The 15,174-nt window shown below is 55.7% G+C and carries 20 protein-coding genes; 4 read left to right on the plus strand and 16 right to left on the minus strand.

Annotated elements, in window-relative coordinates; translation table 11 throughout:
• Window positions 1-256: 256 nt before the first annotated feature.
• From mltC to mutY, 3 genes are read right to left on the minus strand one after another with little or no spacing between them, the layout of a single operon-like run.
• Complete coding sequence (gene mltC, locus ACOTZF_RS23205) at window positions 257-1,333, minus strand: membrane-bound lytic murein transglycosylase MltC (RefSeq protein WP_013098675.1); 1,077 nt, start codon at window positions 1,331-1,333, stop codon at window positions 257-259.
• A gap of 56 nt (window positions 1,334-1,389) precedes the next feature.
• Complete coding sequence (locus ACOTZF_RS23210; protein WP_013098674.1) at window positions 1,390-1,662, minus strand: oxidative damage protection protein; 273 nt, start codon at window positions 1,660-1,662, stop codon at window positions 1,390-1,392.
• A gap of 25 nt (window positions 1,663-1,687) precedes the next feature.
• On the minus strand, window positions 1,688-2,740 hold the full coding sequence (gene mutY, locus ACOTZF_RS23215) for an A/G-specific adenine glycosylase (RefSeq protein ID WP_168733707.1): 1,053 nt from the start codon (window positions 2,738-2,740) through the stop codon (window positions 1,688-1,690).
• 144 nt (window positions 2,741-2,884) lie between these two features.
• On the opposite strand from mutY, the gene trmB reads away from it, so the two are divergent.
• The 3 genes from trmB to ACOTZF_RS23230 are packed head-to-tail and all read left to right on the plus strand — an operon-like array spanning window position 2,885 to window position 4,703.
• A complete protein-coding gene (gene trmB, locus ACOTZF_RS23220; RefSeq protein ID WP_020689542.1) occupies window positions 2,885-3,604 on the plus strand; it encodes a tRNA (guanosine(46)-N7)-methyltransferase TrmB in 720 nt (239 codons plus the stop codon).
• A complete protein-coding gene (locus ACOTZF_RS23225; RefSeq protein WP_003862421.1) occupies window positions 3,604-3,930 on the plus strand; it encodes a YggL family protein in 327 nt (108 codons plus the stop codon). The genes trmB and ACOTZF_RS23225 overlap by 1 nt, the downstream gene beginning before the upstream one ends.
• 56 nt (window positions 3,931-3,986) lie before the next feature.
• Complete coding sequence (locus tag ACOTZF_RS23230; RefSeq protein ID WP_023621456.1) at window positions 3,987-4,703, plus strand: DUF2884 domain-containing protein; 717 nt, start codon at window positions 3,987-3,989, stop codon at window positions 4,701-4,703.
• A 67-nt stretch (window positions 4,704-4,770) separates the two neighbouring features.
• On the opposite strand, the gene ACOTZF_RS23235 is transcribed toward ACOTZF_RS23230, so the two are convergent.
• Genes ACOTZF_RS23235 through ACOTZF_RS23260 form a run of 6 tightly spaced genes read right to left on the minus strand, consistent with a single transcriptional unit; the run spans window position 4,771 to window position 8,510 of the window.
• A complete protein-coding gene (locus tag ACOTZF_RS23235) occupies window positions 4,771-5,133 on the minus strand; it encodes an endonuclease domain-containing protein (RefSeq protein ID WP_038983532.1) in 363 nt (120 codons plus the stop codon).
• A gap of 56 nt (window positions 5,134-5,189) precedes the next feature.
• A complete protein-coding gene (hemW, locus tag ACOTZF_RS23240) occupies window positions 5,190-6,338 on the minus strand; it encodes a radical SAM family heme chaperone HemW (protein WP_038983534.1) in 1,149 nt (382 codons plus the stop codon).
• Entirely contained in the window at window positions 6,331-6,924 is a 594-nt protein-coding gene (gene rdgB / locus ACOTZF_RS23245; RefSeq protein ID WP_129253132.1) for an RdgB/HAM1 family non-canonical purine NTP pyrophosphatase, read from the minus strand. Before rdgB ends, hemW begins: the two co-directional genes overlap by 8 nt.
• A 12-nt stretch (window positions 6,925-6,936) precedes the next feature.
• The gene (gene yggU / locus ACOTZF_RS23250) at window positions 6,937-7,224 is read right to left on the minus strand and encodes a DUF167 family protein YggU (RefSeq protein WP_013098668.1); all 288 of its coding nucleotides are present in this window, start codon (window positions 7,222-7,224) and stop codon (window positions 6,937-6,939) included.
• Entirely contained in the window at window positions 7,221-7,787 is a 567-nt protein-coding gene (locus tag ACOTZF_RS23255; protein WP_013098667.1) for a YggT family protein, read from the minus strand. Before ACOTZF_RS23255 ends, yggU begins: the two co-directional genes overlap by 4 nt.
• Window positions 7,788-7,808: 21 nt before the next feature.
• Complete coding sequence (locus ACOTZF_RS23260; protein ID WP_023620785.1) at window positions 7,809-8,510, minus strand: YggS family pyridoxal phosphate-dependent enzyme; 702 nt, start codon at window positions 8,508-8,510, stop codon at window positions 7,809-7,811.
• A gap of 17 nt (window positions 8,511-8,527) precedes the next feature.
• On the opposite strand from ACOTZF_RS23260, the gene ACOTZF_RS23265 reads away from it, so the two are divergent.
• Complete coding sequence (locus ACOTZF_RS23265) at window positions 8,528-9,508, plus strand: type IV pilus twitching motility protein PilT (protein ID WP_029883139.1); 981 nt, start codon at window positions 8,528-8,530, stop codon at window positions 9,506-9,508.
• 10 nt (window positions 9,509-9,518) lie between these two features.
• On the opposite strand, the gene ruvX is transcribed toward ACOTZF_RS23265, so the two are convergent.
• The 7 genes from ruvX to galP all read right to left on the minus strand — a co-directional run bounded on the left by ruvX (window position 9,519) and on the right by galP (window position 15,088).
• Window positions 9,519-9,935, minus strand: a complete 417-nt coding sequence (gene ruvX, locus ACOTZF_RS23270) for a Holliday junction resolvase RuvX (protein WP_006811925.1) — start codon at window positions 9,933-9,935, stop codon at window positions 9,519-9,521.
• A complete protein-coding gene (locus ACOTZF_RS23275) occupies window positions 9,935-10,495 on the minus strand; it encodes a YqgE/AlgH family protein (RefSeq protein ID WP_129253130.1) in 561 nt (186 codons plus the stop codon). The genes ruvX and ACOTZF_RS23275 overlap by 1 nt, the downstream gene beginning before the upstream one ends.
• 86 nt (window positions 10,496-10,581) lie before the next feature.
• A complete protein-coding gene (gene gshB / locus ACOTZF_RS23280; protein WP_023620782.1) occupies window positions 10,582-11,529 on the minus strand; it encodes a glutathione synthase in 948 nt (315 codons plus the stop codon).
• Window positions 11,530-11,548: 19 nt separating this feature from the next.
• Window positions 11,549-12,280, minus strand: a complete 732-nt coding sequence (gene rsmE / locus ACOTZF_RS23285) for a 16S rRNA (uracil(1498)-N(3))-methyltransferase (protein WP_013098662.1) — start codon at window positions 12,278-12,280, stop codon at window positions 11,549-11,551.
• A 52-nt stretch (window positions 12,281-12,332) separates the two neighbouring features.
• A complete protein-coding gene (endA, locus tag ACOTZF_RS23290; protein WP_013098661.1) occupies window positions 12,333-13,040 on the minus strand; it encodes a deoxyribonuclease I in 708 nt (235 codons plus the stop codon).
• A gap of 94 nt (window positions 13,041-13,134) precedes the next feature.
• The gene (locus ACOTZF_RS23295; RefSeq protein ID WP_003860035.1) at window positions 13,135-13,632 is read right to left on the minus strand and encodes a SprT family zinc-dependent metalloprotease; all 498 of its coding nucleotides are present in this window, start codon (window positions 13,630-13,632) and stop codon (window positions 13,135-13,137) included.
• A gap of 58 nt (window positions 13,633-13,690) precedes the next feature.
• Window positions 13,691-15,088: a galactose/proton symporter gene (galP, locus tag ACOTZF_RS23300; RefSeq protein ID WP_020687062.1), complete on the minus strand. Its 1,398-nt coding sequence runs from the start codon at window positions 15,086-15,088 to the stop codon at window positions 13,691-13,693.
• Window positions 15,089-15,174 lie beyond the last annotated feature (86 nt).

A 15,174-nucleotide genomic window follows, 5' to 3' on the forward strand; every position in this document is an offset into this window, starting at 1 on the left:
TTGTTATAGGAACATTCAGGGTTGTTATTTGATGCAATTCTATCAGTTGGCAACGATATGTTTTGTTACCTCCCGCAAAAAAATGCAATCCACATTAATTTGCAGTTTGGATTGTGATGCAAATAACATTTTCGTATGGGTGGGGTGAGATGGGGTAGGTGCGGCCTGATGCCCTCACCCTGGCCCTCTCCCACAGGGAGAGGGAACTTGAATACCCTCTCACTTTGGGAGAGGGCAGGGTGAGGAGGGTTATTTTCTAGCGGCGACGATAGTTCTTCTGCGCCGTATTCACCTTATACAGATAACGACGGGATTCCGCAGACGGGTGGCGGGTGGTGAGGGTGGCGTAGACATCCCCCGGCGCCATGCTGTTGATGATATTTGCGGCCTGCACTTTGTCATTCGAGAAGACACGCAGCACGCTGCCTGCACCGCCGTTGTAAGCGGTAATGACCGCATAACGACGTGAGGTTGGGTTATCAATCCCGCCCAGATAGACATTATTCAGCATCGCCAGATAGGCCGTGCCGGTATCAATGTTGCTTTGCGGGTCAAACAGATAGCTACGGCTCGGCGTGCCCGATTTCCCCTGTGCGCGGAACACGTCTTTACCGGCGCTGTGCTGGACAACCTGCATCAGCCCCAGCGCGTCGGAACGGCTCACGGCGTACGGGTTAAAGGACGATTCGGTCTGCATGATCGCCAGGATCAGCGACTCATCCACGCCATATTTACGTGACGCCTGACGCACCATGCCCAGATACTTATGCGCACGCTTGTCGAGGTGGTTCGGCACCAGGTTAATTGTGACGCTATAAATCACTTTCAGGCCGTTGGTGCGGCTTTTCAGACGCGTTTGCAGCAGATAGTCGGCGAATTTCGTGGCGCGGCCTTCCCAGCGGATTGGCTGACCGGTCTGGTCCACGACCTGACCGTACAGGAACGGCTCTTTAGAAATGGTAATGTCGTCGGCGTCGGAGTAGAGATCGATTGAACCCGGATCGTCGCCCATCAGCAGGGTTTTGATAATGGCCTGCCGTAAATGCGCCGCTGGGTCAGTCCCCGCGATGGTTTCAACCGTGATCGTACCGTCATCGAAGTTGATGTGGCTACGGGTCTGGTAGGCGTCGGTGTACTTAACGTAATCCTTAGGTCCGGCGATAAGAACTTCGTTAAATCCCCATATGTTCTCGATGTTGTGGGCAAACTGCCCCATCAAAATATCAAAACCGTTGGTGTCCTTAACCCAGGCTTCGTTGTATTCATCGCCTTTTTTGGATGAACACGAGACAAGCAACGGCGCAACAAGGGCTAGCGCTAAAATTTTTTTCATCATTCCGGGAGTGCGTGTTGTGTTTGCTTGAACGGCGGGGTTTCCCCCGCGCGCTGTTATTTTTCCGGCGGCGTATAGCCTTCGATGTGCACGTCTTTACCTTCGAACAGGAAGTTCACCATCTCCTGCTCCAGCAGCTTGCGGTGTTCCGGGTTCATCATGCTGAGTTTTTTCTCGTTAATCAGCATGGTCTGTTTTTTCTGCCACTGTCCCCAGGCTTCTTTGGAGATCTCGTTATAAATGCGCTTACCCAGTTCGCCCGGATAGAGCTGGAAGTCCTGGCCTTCAGCGTCGCGCTGCAGGAAAGTACAAAAAATGGTTCTGGCCATACTCATTCCTCTTTTTTAGCCGATGCTAAACCATTGCACCGGCACGTAATTGTTGTAACAGGCGCTCCACGGGAGCCGCCAGCCCGACTGATGGCGGTTGCGCTAAGTTATACCAGAGAGCGGTGCCTTCATCCATGCACGAGGCGAAGGAGGACACGGGAAGCCACATCGGCACAATATCCAGATGGAAATGGCTGAAAGTGTGGCGAAACGCGGTCTGCTGCGTCAGGTTATCGGCAGCAATGCCGCGCTGTTTAAGCCAGGCCCGCAGCGTGGCTTCATCTTCAAACTGTGGGAAGCAGTATAGACCACCCCAGAGGCCGCTCGGCGGGCGCTGCGCCAGAAAGACCTCGTCCCCGTGCTGCATCAACAGCATGTAACCGGTGCGCTCCGGCAGCGTCTGCTTCGGCTTTTTACCGGGATACTGCGCCCAGGAATGATTTGCGTACGCCACGCACAGGTTATTGAGCGGGCAGAGCTCGCATTTTGGTTTCGAGCGGGTGCAGACCATCGCACCCAGATCCATCATCGCCTGGTTAAACCGCTCCACGCCCTTTGCCGGGGTCACCGCTTCGCTGATCTCCCACAGCCGCTTTTCGACCTCTTTTTTCCCCGGCCAGCCGTCAACCGCATAGCAACGTGCCAGCACGCGCTTCACGTTACCGTCAAGGATCGGGAAATGCTTGCCGAGGGACAGTGAGAGGATGGCACCCGCGGTGGATCGCCCAACGCCGGGTAAATCCGCCACCTCGTCGAAGGTTTCCGGGAATTTACCGTTGTGGCGCGTCGCGACCTGCTGTGCGGCTTTGTGCAGATTGCGCGCGCGGGCGTAGTAGCCAAGCCCTGTCCACAGGTGCAGCACCTCGTCTAACGGCGCGTTGGCCAGATCGGTTACCGTGGGAAAGCGCGCCATAAAACGCTCAAAGTAAGGGATCACCGTGGCAACCTGCGTTTGTTGCAACATCACTTCGGAGAGCCATACTTTGTAAGGCGTTTTTTCAATTTGCCAGGGCAGGGTTTTACGCCCGTATTTGTCGTACCAGTCCAGCACCTGGGCTGAAAATTGAGAGGCTTGCATGGTCATCGATTCGTCTAATCAGGGACGCCGATTGCAGCACAGCGTCAATCTGCTGTAAACCGGATCTTTCCCATGCTTGCATAGAAGCCTTAACTTTGGATAATGCCCGTTTCCCGAACATTCTCACAAGCAGACAACTCTTTTATGAAAAACGACGTCATTTCACCGGAATTTGATGAAAACGGTCGCCCGCTGCGCCGTATTCGCAGCTTTGTCCGCCGTCAGGGTCGCCTGACAAAAGGGCAGCAACACGCGCTGGACAACTACTGGCCGGTGATGGGCGTTGAGTTCAGCGAGCAGCCGCTCGATTTTGCCGACCTGTTCGGTCGCGATGCGCCAGTGACCCTGGAGATCGGCTTTGGTATGGGCACCTCGCTGGTGACCATGGCGAAAGCCCGCCCGGAGCAGAACTTCCTCGGCATAGAAGTGCATTCTCCAGGCGTTGGCGCGTGTCTGGCCACCGCCCACGAAGAGGGGGTCGAGAACCTGCGCGTGATGTGTCACGACGCGGTGGAAGTGCTGCACAAAATGATTCCTGACAATTCTTTGAACATGGTTCAGCTCTTTTTCCCTGACCCGTGGCACAAAGCACGTCATAATAAGCGCCGTATCGTTCAGGCGCCGTTTGCTGAGCTGGTAAAAAGTAAGCTGAAACTGGGCGGTGTCTTCCATATGGCGACCGACTGGGAACCGTATGCGGAACATATGCTGGAAGTGATGTCGTCTCTGGACGGGTATAAAAACCAGTCAGAGAGCAACGACTATGTACCGCGTCCGGAATCGCGTCCGGTAACGAAATTTGAACAGCGTGGCCATCGTCTTGGTCACGGCGTATGGGACTTAATGTTCGAGAGGGTGAAATAATGGCAAAGAATCGTAGCCGTCGTCTGCGTAAAAAGATGCACATCGAAGAATTCCAGGAAGTGGGCTTCTCCGTTGCCTGGCGTTTCCCGGAAGGCACCAGCGTTGAGCAGATCGATCAGGACGTTGATGCGTTCATCAACGAGGTGATCGAGCCAAACAAGCTGGCCTTCGACGGTAGCGGCTATCTGGCGTGGGAAGGTCTTATCTGCACCCAGGAAGTGGGTAAATGCACCGAAGAACATCAGGCGCTGGTACGTAAATGGCTTGAAGACCACAAACTGGAAGATGTCCGCGTCAGCGAACTTTTCGACGTTTGGTGGGACTAATAAAGAAGTCAGGGGCCAGCATTAGCTGGCCCATTTTGTCTGAGGGAGTGTTAAAGATGCGCAAAACGTTGCTGGCTGTTGTCTTAATGGCAACCGGATTCACCGCCCATGCGGAGTATAAATGTAGCGTCACCCCGCGTGATGACGTGGTGTTAAGTCCGCAAACCGTTCAGGTTAAAGGTGAGAACGGCAATCTGGTCATCACGCCGCAGGGTGATGTCACGTTCAATGGCAAACAGTACAATCTGACCGCCGCGCAGCGTGAGCAGGCCAGAGACTACCAGGCCGATTTGCGTACCGCGCTGCCGTGGATTGACGAAGGCGCGCTAACCCGCGTGGAGAAAGGCCGCGTCGCGCTGGACAAGATCATTACCAAAGAGGTGGGTGAGAGCAGCAACATGCGCACCCGCCTGACGAAGCTCGACAAACAGCTGAAAGAGCAGATGAACCGGATTATCGAGCATCGTACCGACGGCCTGACGTTCCACTACAAAGCGATTGATCAGGTGCGTGCTGACGGCCAGCAGCTGGTGAATCAGGCCATGGGCGGCATCCTGCAGGACAGCATTAACGAGATGGGCGCCAAAGCGGTACTGAAAGGCGGCGGTAACCCGCTGCAGGGTGTGCTGGGTAGCCTGGGCGGTCTGCAGACCTCGATTCAGAACGAGTGGAAGAATCAGGAAGCCGATTTCCAGCAGTTCGGTAAAGACGTGTGTAAACGCGTGGTGTCGCTGGAAGACAGCAGGAAGGCGCTGGTGGGGACGTTGAAGTAATTAACTTCACCCCTCACCCTAACCCTCTCCCCAAGGGGGCGAGGGAATGGTTTGCTCCCTCTCCCTTTCAGGGAGAGGGCCGGGGTGAGGGTAGTAGCATTTGCAGGGTTTCCCGTTTTTTTTCTAATACCGCCTCTTCGTTGTTCCAGATTTCGTTATTCCAGAATCGAATGACATACCAGCCTTTCTCGTTAAGCCAACGTGTCCTTTGACGATCGTATTCTTGCTTTTCGTCATGCTGCCCGCCATCTAACTCAACTGCCAAACGTGCTTTGCAGCATGCGAAATCCAGAATGTAGTGACCTACCGGATGTTGTCGACGAAATTTATAATTTTCGAAACGGCGGCTGCGAAGTAAATACCACAGTCGTCTCTCTTCCTTCGTCAGTTCGCGTCTGAGCTGTTTTGCATAAGAATATATAATTTCCATCCCCACACTCTGCCAGCCTTTCCCTTAGCTGGCAGAACGGGATGCAAAATCCTGAATCAGCCTTCAGATTCTTCGGCGAGGAACAGCTCAAGAAGGGAGTTTAAGAACAGTTTGCCGTGCTCGGTGATCTGCCAGTATTCCTCACATTCCGTGAGATACCCCTGTGCCAGCGCCTCGTCAATTTGTGGGCGAATCACGGTTTCCGGCAACCCGGTATAAAGGGCAAACTCTTTACGCGGCGCGGCTTCCAGCAGGCGGAAGCGGTTCATAAAGAACTCAAACGGCTTGTCCGCCGCCTCGACATCGTGCTGACGTTCGAGATAACGACCTTCCATATACCCGCGCGGATGGCGCGTTTTTGCGGTACGCAGGATACGCCCGTCAGGGAACGTCACTTTACCGTGCGCGCCGCAGCCAATGCCCAGATAGTCGCCAAAGCGCCAGTAGTTCAGGTTGTGCTGGCACTGGTAGCCCGGCTTCGCATAGGCCGACGTTTCGTACTGCTGATAGCCTGCGGCGGTCAACAGTTGATGGCCCTGCTCAAAGATATCCCACAGCGCATCGTCATCCGGCAGCACCGGTGGACGAGAGCCAAACAGCGTATTGGGCTCGATGGTCAGCTGATACCACGAAAGATGCGGCGGGTTCAGGGCAATCGCCTGACGCAAATCGTCCAGCGCCTCTTCCAGCGACTGATCCGGCAGGCCGTGCATCAGGTCGAGGTTAAAACTGCGCAGACCCAGCCCAGTAGCCAGCTTTGCCGCCCGCTTCGCCTCTTCCGGGCCGTGAATACGCCCCAGTCGTTTTAACTTCGGCTCGCTAAAGCTCTGCACGCCGATGGAAATCCGGTTCACGCCCGCCCGCTGATACTCGACAAAACGGTCGGCCTCAACGGTACCGGGGTTGGCTTCCATCGTAATTTCAGCATCCGCTGCCAGATTCAGGCGCGCACGCACGCCGTCCAGCAGCGTCTGCATCGCCGGGCCTGACAGCAGGCTCGGCGTACCGCCACCAATAAAAATGGTCTTCACTTCACGTCCCTGTGCGTAAGGTACATCGGCATCCAGGTCGGCCAGCAGATGTGCAACGTAATCATCGTGCGGCACTTCACCTTTCAGCGCATGCGAGTTGAAATCGCAGTACGGGCATTTCTGCACGCACCAGGGGATATGAATATAAAGACTCAGAGGCGGCAAATTAGCCATTACGCAGGGCTTCCAGTAACAATTTCAGGGCGCGTCCACGGTGGGAAATCGCGCTTTTCTCTTCGCGGGTCAGTTCCGCAGCGGTTTTGCCCTCAGTCAGGACAAAGAAAATCGGATCGTAGCCAAAGCCGCCGTTACCGGCTGCTTCACGGGTAATCACCCCCGGCCAGCTGCCGTGGCAGACGACAGGCGTGGGGTCTTCAGCGTGGCGCATATAGACCAGCACGCAGTGGAACTGCGCGGTACGCTGTTCGTCTGGCACATCCTTCAGGGCGACAAGCAGCTTTTCCAGATTCTGCTGGTCGGTGGCGTCCACGCCTGAATAGCGGGCAGAGTAAATGCCCGGAGCACCGCCCAGAAAATCAACCGCCAGACCGGAATCATCGGCAATCGCGGGCAGGCCGGTGACCTGTGCGGCATGGCGTGCTTTCAGGATCGCGTTTTCGATAAACGTCAGGCCGGTCTCTTCGGCGGACTCCACGCCCAGCTCGGTCTGCGCCACCACATCCAGCCCAAAATCATTTAATAGCGAGGCCAGCTCGCGCACTTTATCGGCGTTGCCGGTAGCGAGAACAACTTTCTGCATCGTTTTATCCTGTTAAATCAGAGCCGCGACTTCCGTCGGGATGGATTGCGGATTAAGGATTTTTACCTGTTTATGCCGCCCAAGTTCACCCTTTTCTATGATGACCTGGCTTTTAGCAACGCGAAACTGTTTTGCCAGATATTTGGTCAGATGCGCATTTGCCTGGCCATCTACCGGTGGGGCGGTGATGGCGACTTTTAACTCGTCGCCATGCAGTCCAACAATATTGTCACGGCTGGCTTTCGGCTGAATATACAGCCGTAAAACCAGCCCATCAGCGCAGGTGCTTACTGCACTCATAGCGCCATCCACAGCCCCGGCAGCAGCATATCGCCCGTGGACTGTAACAGCTCGGCAATGCCCATATTAACGACATACAGCAGCAGAACCAGGATCATCGGGGAAAAGTCGATGCCGCCCATTGACGGGAGCAGGTTGCGGATAGGGCGCAGCAGCGGTTCCGCCAGCTGAATCAGTGCATATTCCACCGGGCTACGGCCCTGGCTGACCCAACTCATGATGGCCATGACCAGCAGCACCCAGAAGATCAGCAGACCGATGGTTTTAATCAGGATCAGGACGGCAGCAATCCAGATGATCGGCTGGAAGGTGATGACCATAAACAGCACAATCGCTTTGATAACGCTCAGAATAAACGCTACCAGCAGAGATGCGCTGTCAATGGGGCCCATCGCCGGAATAATACGGCGCAGCGGCCCCACAACAGGTTGGGTGATTTTCACGACAAACTGCGAGAACGGGTTGTAAAAATCACAGCGGGCCCACTGCATCCAGACGCGCAGCAAAAGCGCCATCGTATACAGCTCAATGACCGTTGAGAGCAGGAAAGTCAACGTCTTCATGGCGTTCCTCAGGTTTCCTTATTATTGGGTGTAGTCGCGCGCACCGAAAATTGCCGTGCCGATGCGCACCATAGTGCTGCCTGCCGCGATGGCGGCTTCCATATCATCCGACATGCCCAGAGAAAGCGTGTCTACCGTTTCGTAGCGCGCTTTAAGCGCCCCAAATGCTACAGCCATTTGCTGTGCCACGGCAAACTGCCTTTCATAACTTGACTCAGGCGCCGGGATTGCCATCAAACCGCGCAGGGTTAAGCGCGGCAGTGCGGCCACTTCAGCCGCCAGCGCATCCAGCTCGCTCAGCGCAATGCCGGACTTGCTGTTTTCATCACTGATGTTGATTTGAATCAGCACGTTAAGCGCGGGCATCTCCGCCGGGCGCTGATCGTTCAGACGTGTGGCAATGCGCAGACGGTCGATGGTATGGCACCAGTCAAAGTGCTCTGCCACCAGACGGCTTTTATTCGACTGCAGTGGGCCAATAAAGTGCCATTGCAGGCCGGTATTCCCCTGCTCCTGGAAGTAGCGAATTTTATCCACGCCTTCCTGCACGTAGTTTTCACCAAATGCACGCTGGCCTGCATCAATCGCTTCTGCGATGGCGCTCGCAGGCTTGGTTTTGCTCACTGCAAGTAACGTAATTTCTTCTGAAGCACGGCCGCAACGTGTTGCTGCGGCTGAGATTTTGTCCCGGACCTGTGCCAGGTTATGCGCAATGTTGTTCATTTTCCGAGGAGTAATGTATGGATGTGGAAGAAATTGTGGCCCTTAGTGTAAAGCATAATGTCTCCGATCTACACCTGTGCAGTGATTCGCCACCGCGCTGGCGCAGAGTAGGCCGCCTTGAACCGGCTCCCTTTCCCTCTCCCGATGTGGATGCGTTACTGAAAACGTGGCTCAACGATGAGCAGCAGGGGGCATGGTGGGCAAGCGGGCAGGTGGATTTTGCCGTGACACTTACGGGAAACCAGCGCCTGCGCGCAAGCGCCTTTAAACAGATGAAGGGCAACTCAATCACGCTACGCCTGTTGCCCCGGGCCTGTCCGCAGCTCTCCGCCCTGGGGGTTCCCCGGGCTATCCCGGAACTCTTATCCCACGACAGCGGGCTGATACTGGTGACGGGGGCAACCGGCAGCGGCAAATCTACCACCCTTGCGGCAATGGTGGATTTTCTTAATCACCAGACGGATGGGCATATTCTGACGCTGGAAGATCCGGTGGAGTTTGTCTATCAGAGCGAACGTTGCCTGATTCAGCAGCGGGAGATAGGCCTGCACAGTCCCTCATTTGCCGAGGCGCTGCGCGCTGCGTTGCGTGAAGATCCGGATGTCATCCTGCTGGGAGAACTGCGCGACAGCGAAACGATCCGCCTGGCGCTGACGGCCGCTGAAACCGGGCATCTGGTGCTGGCGACGCTGCACACGCGCGGTGCCTCTCAGGCGATTGAACGGCTGGTCGATACGTTCCCGGCGCAGGAGAAAGACCCGGTGCGTAATCAGCTGGCCGGCAGCCTGCGGGCGGTGCTGGCGCAAAGACTGCTTCCCGACCTGCAGGGTGGGCGCGTCGCGCTGTATGAGCTGCTGGTGAATACGCCAGCGGCAGCGAACCTTATCCGCGAAGGTAAAACGTGGCAGTTGCCCGGGATTATTCAAACCGGTCAGCAGGCGGGGATGCAGAACTTTGACCAGAGCCTGGCAGAGCGACGGGCGCAGGGGCGGTTGTAAGCCCCGGCGATCAGTAACCCTGTTCGAAATAGCTTTCGAGGATAATGACGGCAGAAGCCGAATCGACACTGCCTTTGTTGAGTGCGCGGAAACCCCCGTGCTCAAACAGGCCGGCACGCGCTTCGACGGTACTCAATCGTTCGTCGTGGAGTTTCACGGAAACGCCAAAGCGACCGTGGATTTTATTGGCAAACTTACGCGCGCGGGCGGTAAGCGGCTGTTCAGTGCCATCCATGTTCAGCGGCAGACCGACAATTACATCGTCAGGCTGCCACTCTTTGAGCAGACGCTCAATGAGGTTCCAGTCCGGTGTGCCGTCGTTCGCCTTAAGGGCCGTGAGCGGGCGAGCGGTGCCGGTGATACGCTGGCCGACGGCGACGCCAATGCTTTTCGTGCCAAAGTCGAAGGCCAGAAGTGTGCCGCTCATTACGCGTGCCCCGCTACGCCTGGCATGGTCAGAATATCAATGCCAATCAGTTTCGCCGCATCACGCCAGCGATCGGTGATAGGGGTTTTAAACAGGATATTCATATCCGCAGGTGCGGTGAGCCAGGCGTTATCCAGGATCTCCTGTTCAAGCTGACCCTTCTCCCATGAGGCGTAACCCAGAGCCACCAGCACTTCGGAAGGCTGCTCTGCGGTGCCCAGCGTTTCCAGCACATCGCGGGAGGTGGTGATTACCGTGTTGTCAGAGATACGAATACTGGAAGAGAAAATGGGCGGCGTATGCAGGATAAAACCGCGATCCTCTGCAAGGGGGCCACCCAGCATTACCGGTTTATCAAGACGGATTTCCGGCAGGCGCGCTTCAGCTGTAATTTTCAGCTTTTCCAGAATCCCTTCAACCTGCAGGTTTTCCAGCGGTTTGTTGATGATAATGCCCATCGCGCCGTCTTCATTGTATTCACAAATATAAACCACGGAGCGGCGGAAAATCGGGTCCTGGAGAGCAGGCATGGCAATAAGAAAGTGATGCTGTAAATTCATTGTCAGAGGTACTGTTTCCTGGTTTAAAAAGCGACAGCCCCAGTATGCGGACAAACCGGGGTGCTGTCACTAATAGTATTGGTAAGTTATTTCTGGAGACGTTTTTCGATGGCGTCCATCAGCATTCCGGTGATCGAGACCGGGAATTCCGCTTCAATTTCACGAATGCAGGTCGGGCTGGTAACGTTCACTTCGGTCAGACGATCGCCAATGATATCCAGGCCAACAAAGATCAGGCCTTTGGCTTTCAGCGTTGGGCCGACACGGCGGGCAATTTCCCAGTCGCTTTCGGTTAACGGACGCGGTTCGCCACGACCACCGGCCGCCAGATTGCCACGGGTTTCGCCCCCCTGCGGGATACGTGCCAGGCAGTAAGGCACGGGTTCGCCATCCACGATCAGGACGCGTTTATCGCCGTCTTTAATCGCGGGCAGATAGTTCTGTGCCATGCAGTAACGCGTACCCAGTTCGGTCAGCGTTTCGGCAATCACGCCGATATTCGGGTCGCCTTCTTTTACGCGGAAAATAGACGCACCGCCCATGCCGTCCAGCGGCTTCATGATGATATCACCGTGCTTCTGCCAGAATGCCTTAAGCTGTGTTTTGCTGCGGGTCACCAGCGTTTCCGGCGTCAGATCGGAGAACCAGGCGGTATAGAGTTTCTCGTTGCAGTCGCGCAGGCTCTGCGGCTTATTGACGATAAGCGTCCCTTTTTCTTCTGCGCGCTCAAGGATATAGGTGCAGTAGATGTATTCGGTGTCGAACGGAGGATCTTTACGCATCAGGATGACGTTGAGATCGGCGAGCGCAATATCCTGCTCGCTGCCGAATTCGTACCATTTGTCGTAATTCTGCTCGACGTTAACGATGCGGGTGCGCGCGCGGGCTTCACCGTTGATCAGATAAAGATCGTTCATCTCCATATAGTGGAGCTCATAGCCGCGACGCTGCGCTTCCAGCAGCATGGCGAAGCTGGAATCTTTCTTGATGTTAATGTTTGCGATGGGGTCCATCACGATGCCGAGCTTGATCATGTTCTTCTCCGTTAATGGGTCAACCCAGATCGCCAAACCGCACCTGTAGCGCGGTGATGGCTGTGAGTGCCGTTGTCTCAGTGCGCAGAACGCGAGGTCCCAACAGAATATCAGTAAACTGGTAACGCGCCGTCATGGCAATTTCATCTGCCGACAGGCCGCCTTCCGGGCCAATCAGCAGGCGTACACGTTCAACGGGCAGTGGCAGCGTATTGATGCTGGCGCTGGCGCGCGGATGGAGATTGAGCTTGAGCCCGCTCTCCTCTTCTGCACACCAGTCTTCCAGGTCCATCGCCGGGCGGATCTCCGGAATACGGTTGCGGCCACTCTGTTCGCAGGCAGCAATGGCAATTTTCTGCCACTGCTGGATCTTCTTGTTCAGACGTTCCGCGTCCAGTTTAACGCCGCAGCGCTCAGAAAAAAGTGGCGTAATGAGGCTTACACCCAGTTCAATGGATTTCTGAATGGTGAACTCCATCTTTTCCCCGCGCGACATCACCTGGCCCAGATGAATGTGCAGCGGCGATTCACGGTCATCGATTTCGCCGCGTAGCACATTGACGTGCACGCTTTTTTTATCCGCCCGCGTAATTTCCGCGTCGAAAACCTGGTTGGAGCCGTCAAACAGCTGAATCGCCTGGCCTGCCCCCATGCGCAGCACGCGGCCAACGTGGTTGGCGGCATCGTCAGACAGGGCGATTTCGCGGCCAGCGGTAATCAGTTCAGGGTGATAGATGCGAGGAATACGCATAGTCAAAAATTCCATGTGTCATGCTGTGTAAGCGAATTGCCGCTAGTGTAGGTTAGCTCTTTTGCGCCTGGCAAGCCCGCTGGACGTAAGGGTTATGATTCCCCTGGACCCTGGCGATGCGTTCGTCGCGCTGACATTCCCACTCGGTGACCGGGTATTGTTTATTCCAGGCGTTAAATAGTTGGGTTTGCTGGCGGGAAAGGTTGAGGTTGTAACGATCGCGCATATAGAAGTACGTGCGGGCAATGCTGCCGCGTGCCCGGGCGGGTGGCTCAGCGACTTTCTCTTTAAAATCAACCTTCATACCGCACTGGCCATACTGACCTTCGCCACCGTTCCACTGGCTGTACATAAAGTTGCCGCGATCGCCATTGACTTCGCCAACCGCCGGCTGCAGGTTGTGCATATCGCTTTCCATCTGACGATAGACCGGATCTTTGGCGCAGTTTTTACGTCCGCCATCCTGCCAGCACTGGCGCTGATGGCCAAACTGCCATGCCGGAACCACATGCTCCCACTCGATGCGGCTGGCGCGGTTTTCGTTTTTACGCACCTTATAGCCGCAGGATTCAAGGTCAACGATCCCTTTTTTACCCTGCCAGTTAATTTTGCAGCCACAGTAGAAATCGCCCGGCACGTCGGCGTTGACCTTCACGCCTGCCGCTTTGGCCTGGGAAAAACTGTTGATACCGTCGGCCAGAGCCTGGCCGGAGAGGGCCGTTGTCAAAAAGGCAACCGCGAGAGAGAAATTACGGGACATCTTACACTCCGTGTCAAAACGAGCCCGCAACGTAGCGAAAGTTGTTCCGGTATGCAATCAGCCAGATCAGGAAAGTTCCTGAAAGTTCAGTTGGTTATTCTGCGACCAGTGGCTCGCCGCACTTCACGCAGCGGTAGGTTGCCTCGCCGCGTACCACACGATTATGGCGACGAACGGTGAGCTGATGCTGTTGGCACTGGCAGCGGTAGGGGAAGGTATTACGGCGTACCGATTCCAGTTCAAACTGATGAGTACGGCGTGCCGGAACGCCGAGTACCGCCTCCATCATCCATTTCCACTCTTTGCCGTGCGGAGCCACGCGGCCGAAGTGTTTCCATACCAGAAGGTGTGCCAGTTCGTGCGGTACCACCTCCTCGATAAACGCCTGCTGGTTTTCCATCATCAGAACCGGGTTCAGGCGGATCTCATAGGATTCCAGCCAGGCGGTACCCGCCGCGGTTCCTCGCTGCTGGTAGACGAGTTTCGGCTCCGGATAATTACGGCCGAGCTTCAGGTTGGCCTGGGCGAGTTTTTCCCGCAGGCTGCGCATAACGGCTTGCTGAATGGCGATGGGGAGACGGGGTGCTTTCATAGGGGCAGAGCATAAAGCGCGAAGCGGGGAGGCGCAAGAGGCGCCTCCCGCAAGAGGATTAGTCGTGTGCGCCAATTTCGCGCAGCGGACGACCTTTCATCAGATTACGTTCAATGTGTTCCAGTGAAACGTGTTTGGTTTCAGGAACCAGCCAGACGGTGAGAACAATAAAGAACAGGTTCAGACCGGCGTAGACCCAGAAGGTGTTCGCATTGCCCAGCGTGTTGAGCATGGTGAGGAACGTGGCACCGACGATCATGTTGGCAATCCAGTTGGTCGCGGTAGAGCAGGTGATACCGAAATCACGCCCTTTCAACGGCTGGATTTCAGAGCACAGCACCCAAATCAGCGGACCGGCACTCATTGCAAACCCGACGATAAACATCAGCAGCATACCTACCGCCAGGTACTGCGCGGTTGGAGAGTGAATGCCCATATGCATCATGGTACCGAGAATCCCCATACCGGCGGCCATCACCAGGAAGCCCAGGGTCAGCGTTGGCTTACGTCCCCAGCGATCGACCAGACCGATCGCGATGAAGGTCGCCAGCACGTTGGTCAGCCCCACGATCACGGTGCCCCACATCTGCTCGGTGGTATTGGTATAACCCGCCAGTTCAAAGATTTTTGGCGCGTAATACATGATGACGTTCATCCCGGTGAACTGCTGCATTACCTGTAACAGCACGCCAAGGAACACCGCGCGGCGGAAGTTGCTGTTCTCTTTGAACAGTGCCCAGCCAGACTGTTTCACCTTCAGGCTTTCGCGGATCTCTTCCAGCTCATTCTTCGCCTCTGCGCTGGTATCTCGCAGGCGTAAGAGTACCCGTTCAGCATCGTGGAAGCGGCGTTTGGCGGCAAACCAGCGCGGGCTGTCCGGCAGGAAGAAGACGCCAATCAGCAGCAGAACGGCTGGAATGATGATCACGCCCAGCATCCAGCGCCATGCGCCGCTGTAGCTGAACGCGGTATCGGACAGGTAAGCGCCCAAAATACCGATGGTGATCATCAGCTGGTACATCGAAATCATACTGCCGCGGATTTTCTCCGGCGCGATTTCTGACAGGTAAAGCGGCGCGGTATAAGACGCCACGCCCACGGCCAGCCCCAACAGCACGCGGGAAAGAATAAGCACTTCAACGTTAGGGGCGGCGGCAGAGAAGAGGGAACCGGCGACGAAGAGGATCGCGCCAATCATCAGGCTCTTTTTACGTCCCAGCTTGAAAGAGAGCCAGCCGCTGCCGACGGCCCCGACGGCCGCGCCAAACATCATGGAGCTGACCACCCATTCCTGGGTGTGTGCGTTAATCTGGAATTCGTCTGCGATGAAGGGAAGAGCGCCGGCAATCACGCCGATATCCAGGCCAAAGAGTAATCCTGCCAGGGCGGCAAGGAAGCAGACGAAGAAAGTCATCGCCTTGTTGGACGTACGCCCCTGTTTATTATTGTCAGGCATTATGCCCTCCAGTTGGGTTATCAGTTTTATCGATGTTAAGGGTAGGTGAGCGACCCGTAAAAATATGTGAGACAAATCACAATGGT

Origin of the sequence: Enterobacter cloacae complex sp. SHL021 (genome assembly GCF_049237765.1) — a bacterium.
Lineage (GTDB): Bacteria > Pseudomonadota > Gammaproteobacteria > Enterobacterales > Enterobacteriaceae > Enterobacter > Enterobacter cloacae.

Excerpts from the sequence above, each read along its gene's own strand:
- mltC (WP_013098675.1), bottom strand. The coding sequence starts at position 1,333 with ATGAAAAAAATTTTAGCGCTAGCCCTTGTTGCGCCGTTGCTTGTCTCG.
- ACOTZF_RS23210 (WP_013098674.1), bottom strand. The coding sequence starts at position 1,662 with ATGGCCAGAACCATTTTTTGTACTTTCCTGCAGCGCGACGCTGAAGGC.
- mutY (WP_168733707.1), bottom strand. The coding sequence starts at position 2,740 with ATGCAAGCCTCTCAATTTTCAGCCCAGGTGCTGGACTGGTACGACAAA.
- trmB (WP_020689542.1), top strand. The coding sequence starts at position 2,885 with ATGAAAAACGACGTCATTTCACCGGAATTTGATGAAAACGGTCGCCCG.
- ACOTZF_RS23225 (WP_003862421.1), top strand. The coding sequence starts at position 3,604 with ATGGCAAAGAATCGTAGCCGTCGTCTGCGTAAAAAGATGCACATCGAA.
- ACOTZF_RS23230 (WP_023621456.1), top strand. The coding sequence starts at position 3,987 with ATGCGCAAAACGTTGCTGGCTGTTGTCTTAATGGCAACCGGATTCACC.
- ACOTZF_RS23235 (WP_038983532.1), bottom strand. The coding sequence starts at position 5,133 with ATGGAAATTATATATTCTTATGCAAAACAGCTCAGACGCGAACTGACG.
- hemW (WP_038983534.1), bottom strand. The coding sequence starts at position 6,338 with ATGGCTAATTTGCCGCCTCTGAGTCTTTATATTCATATCCCCTGGTGC.
- rdgB (WP_129253132.1), bottom strand. The coding sequence starts at position 6,924 with ATGCAGAAAGTTGTTCTCGCTACCGGCAACGCCGATAAAGTGCGCGAG.
- yggU (WP_013098668.1), bottom strand. The coding sequence starts at position 7,224 with ATGAGTGCAGTAAGCACCTGCGCTGATGGGCTGGTTTTACGGCTGTAT.
- ACOTZF_RS23255 (WP_013098667.1), bottom strand. The coding sequence starts at position 7,787 with ATGAAGACGTTGACTTTCCTGCTCTCAACGGTCATTGAGCTGTATACG.
- ACOTZF_RS23260 (WP_023620785.1), bottom strand. The coding sequence starts at position 8,510 with ATGAACAACATTGCGCATAACCTGGCACAGGTCCGGGACAAAATCTCA.
- ACOTZF_RS23265 (WP_029883139.1), top strand. The coding sequence starts at position 8,528 with ATGGATGTGGAAGAAATTGTGGCCCTTAGTGTAAAGCATAATGTCTCC.
- ruvX (WP_006811925.1), bottom strand. The coding sequence starts at position 9,935 with ATGAGCGGCACACTTCTGGCCTTCGACTTTGGCACGAAAAGCATTGGC.
- ACOTZF_RS23275 (WP_129253130.1), bottom strand. The coding sequence starts at position 10,495 with ATGAATTTACAGCATCACTTTCTTATTGCCATGCCTGCTCTCCAGGAC.
- gshB (WP_023620782.1), bottom strand. The coding sequence starts at position 11,529 with ATGATCAAGCTCGGCATCGTGATGGACCCCATCGCAAACATTAACATC.
- rsmE (WP_013098662.1), bottom strand. The coding sequence starts at position 12,280 with ATGCGTATTCCTCGCATCTATCACCCTGAACTGATTACCGCTGGCCGC.
- endA (WP_013098661.1), bottom strand. The coding sequence starts at position 13,040 with ATGTCCCGTAATTTCTCTCTCGCGGTTGCCTTTTTGACAACGGCCCTC.
- ACOTZF_RS23295 (WP_003860035.1), bottom strand. The coding sequence starts at position 13,632 with ATGAAAGCACCCCGTCTCCCCATCGCCATTCAGCAAGCCGTTATGCGC.
- galP (WP_020687062.1), bottom strand. The coding sequence starts at position 15,088 with ATGCCTGACAATAATAAACAGGGGCGTACGTCCAACAAGGCGATGACT.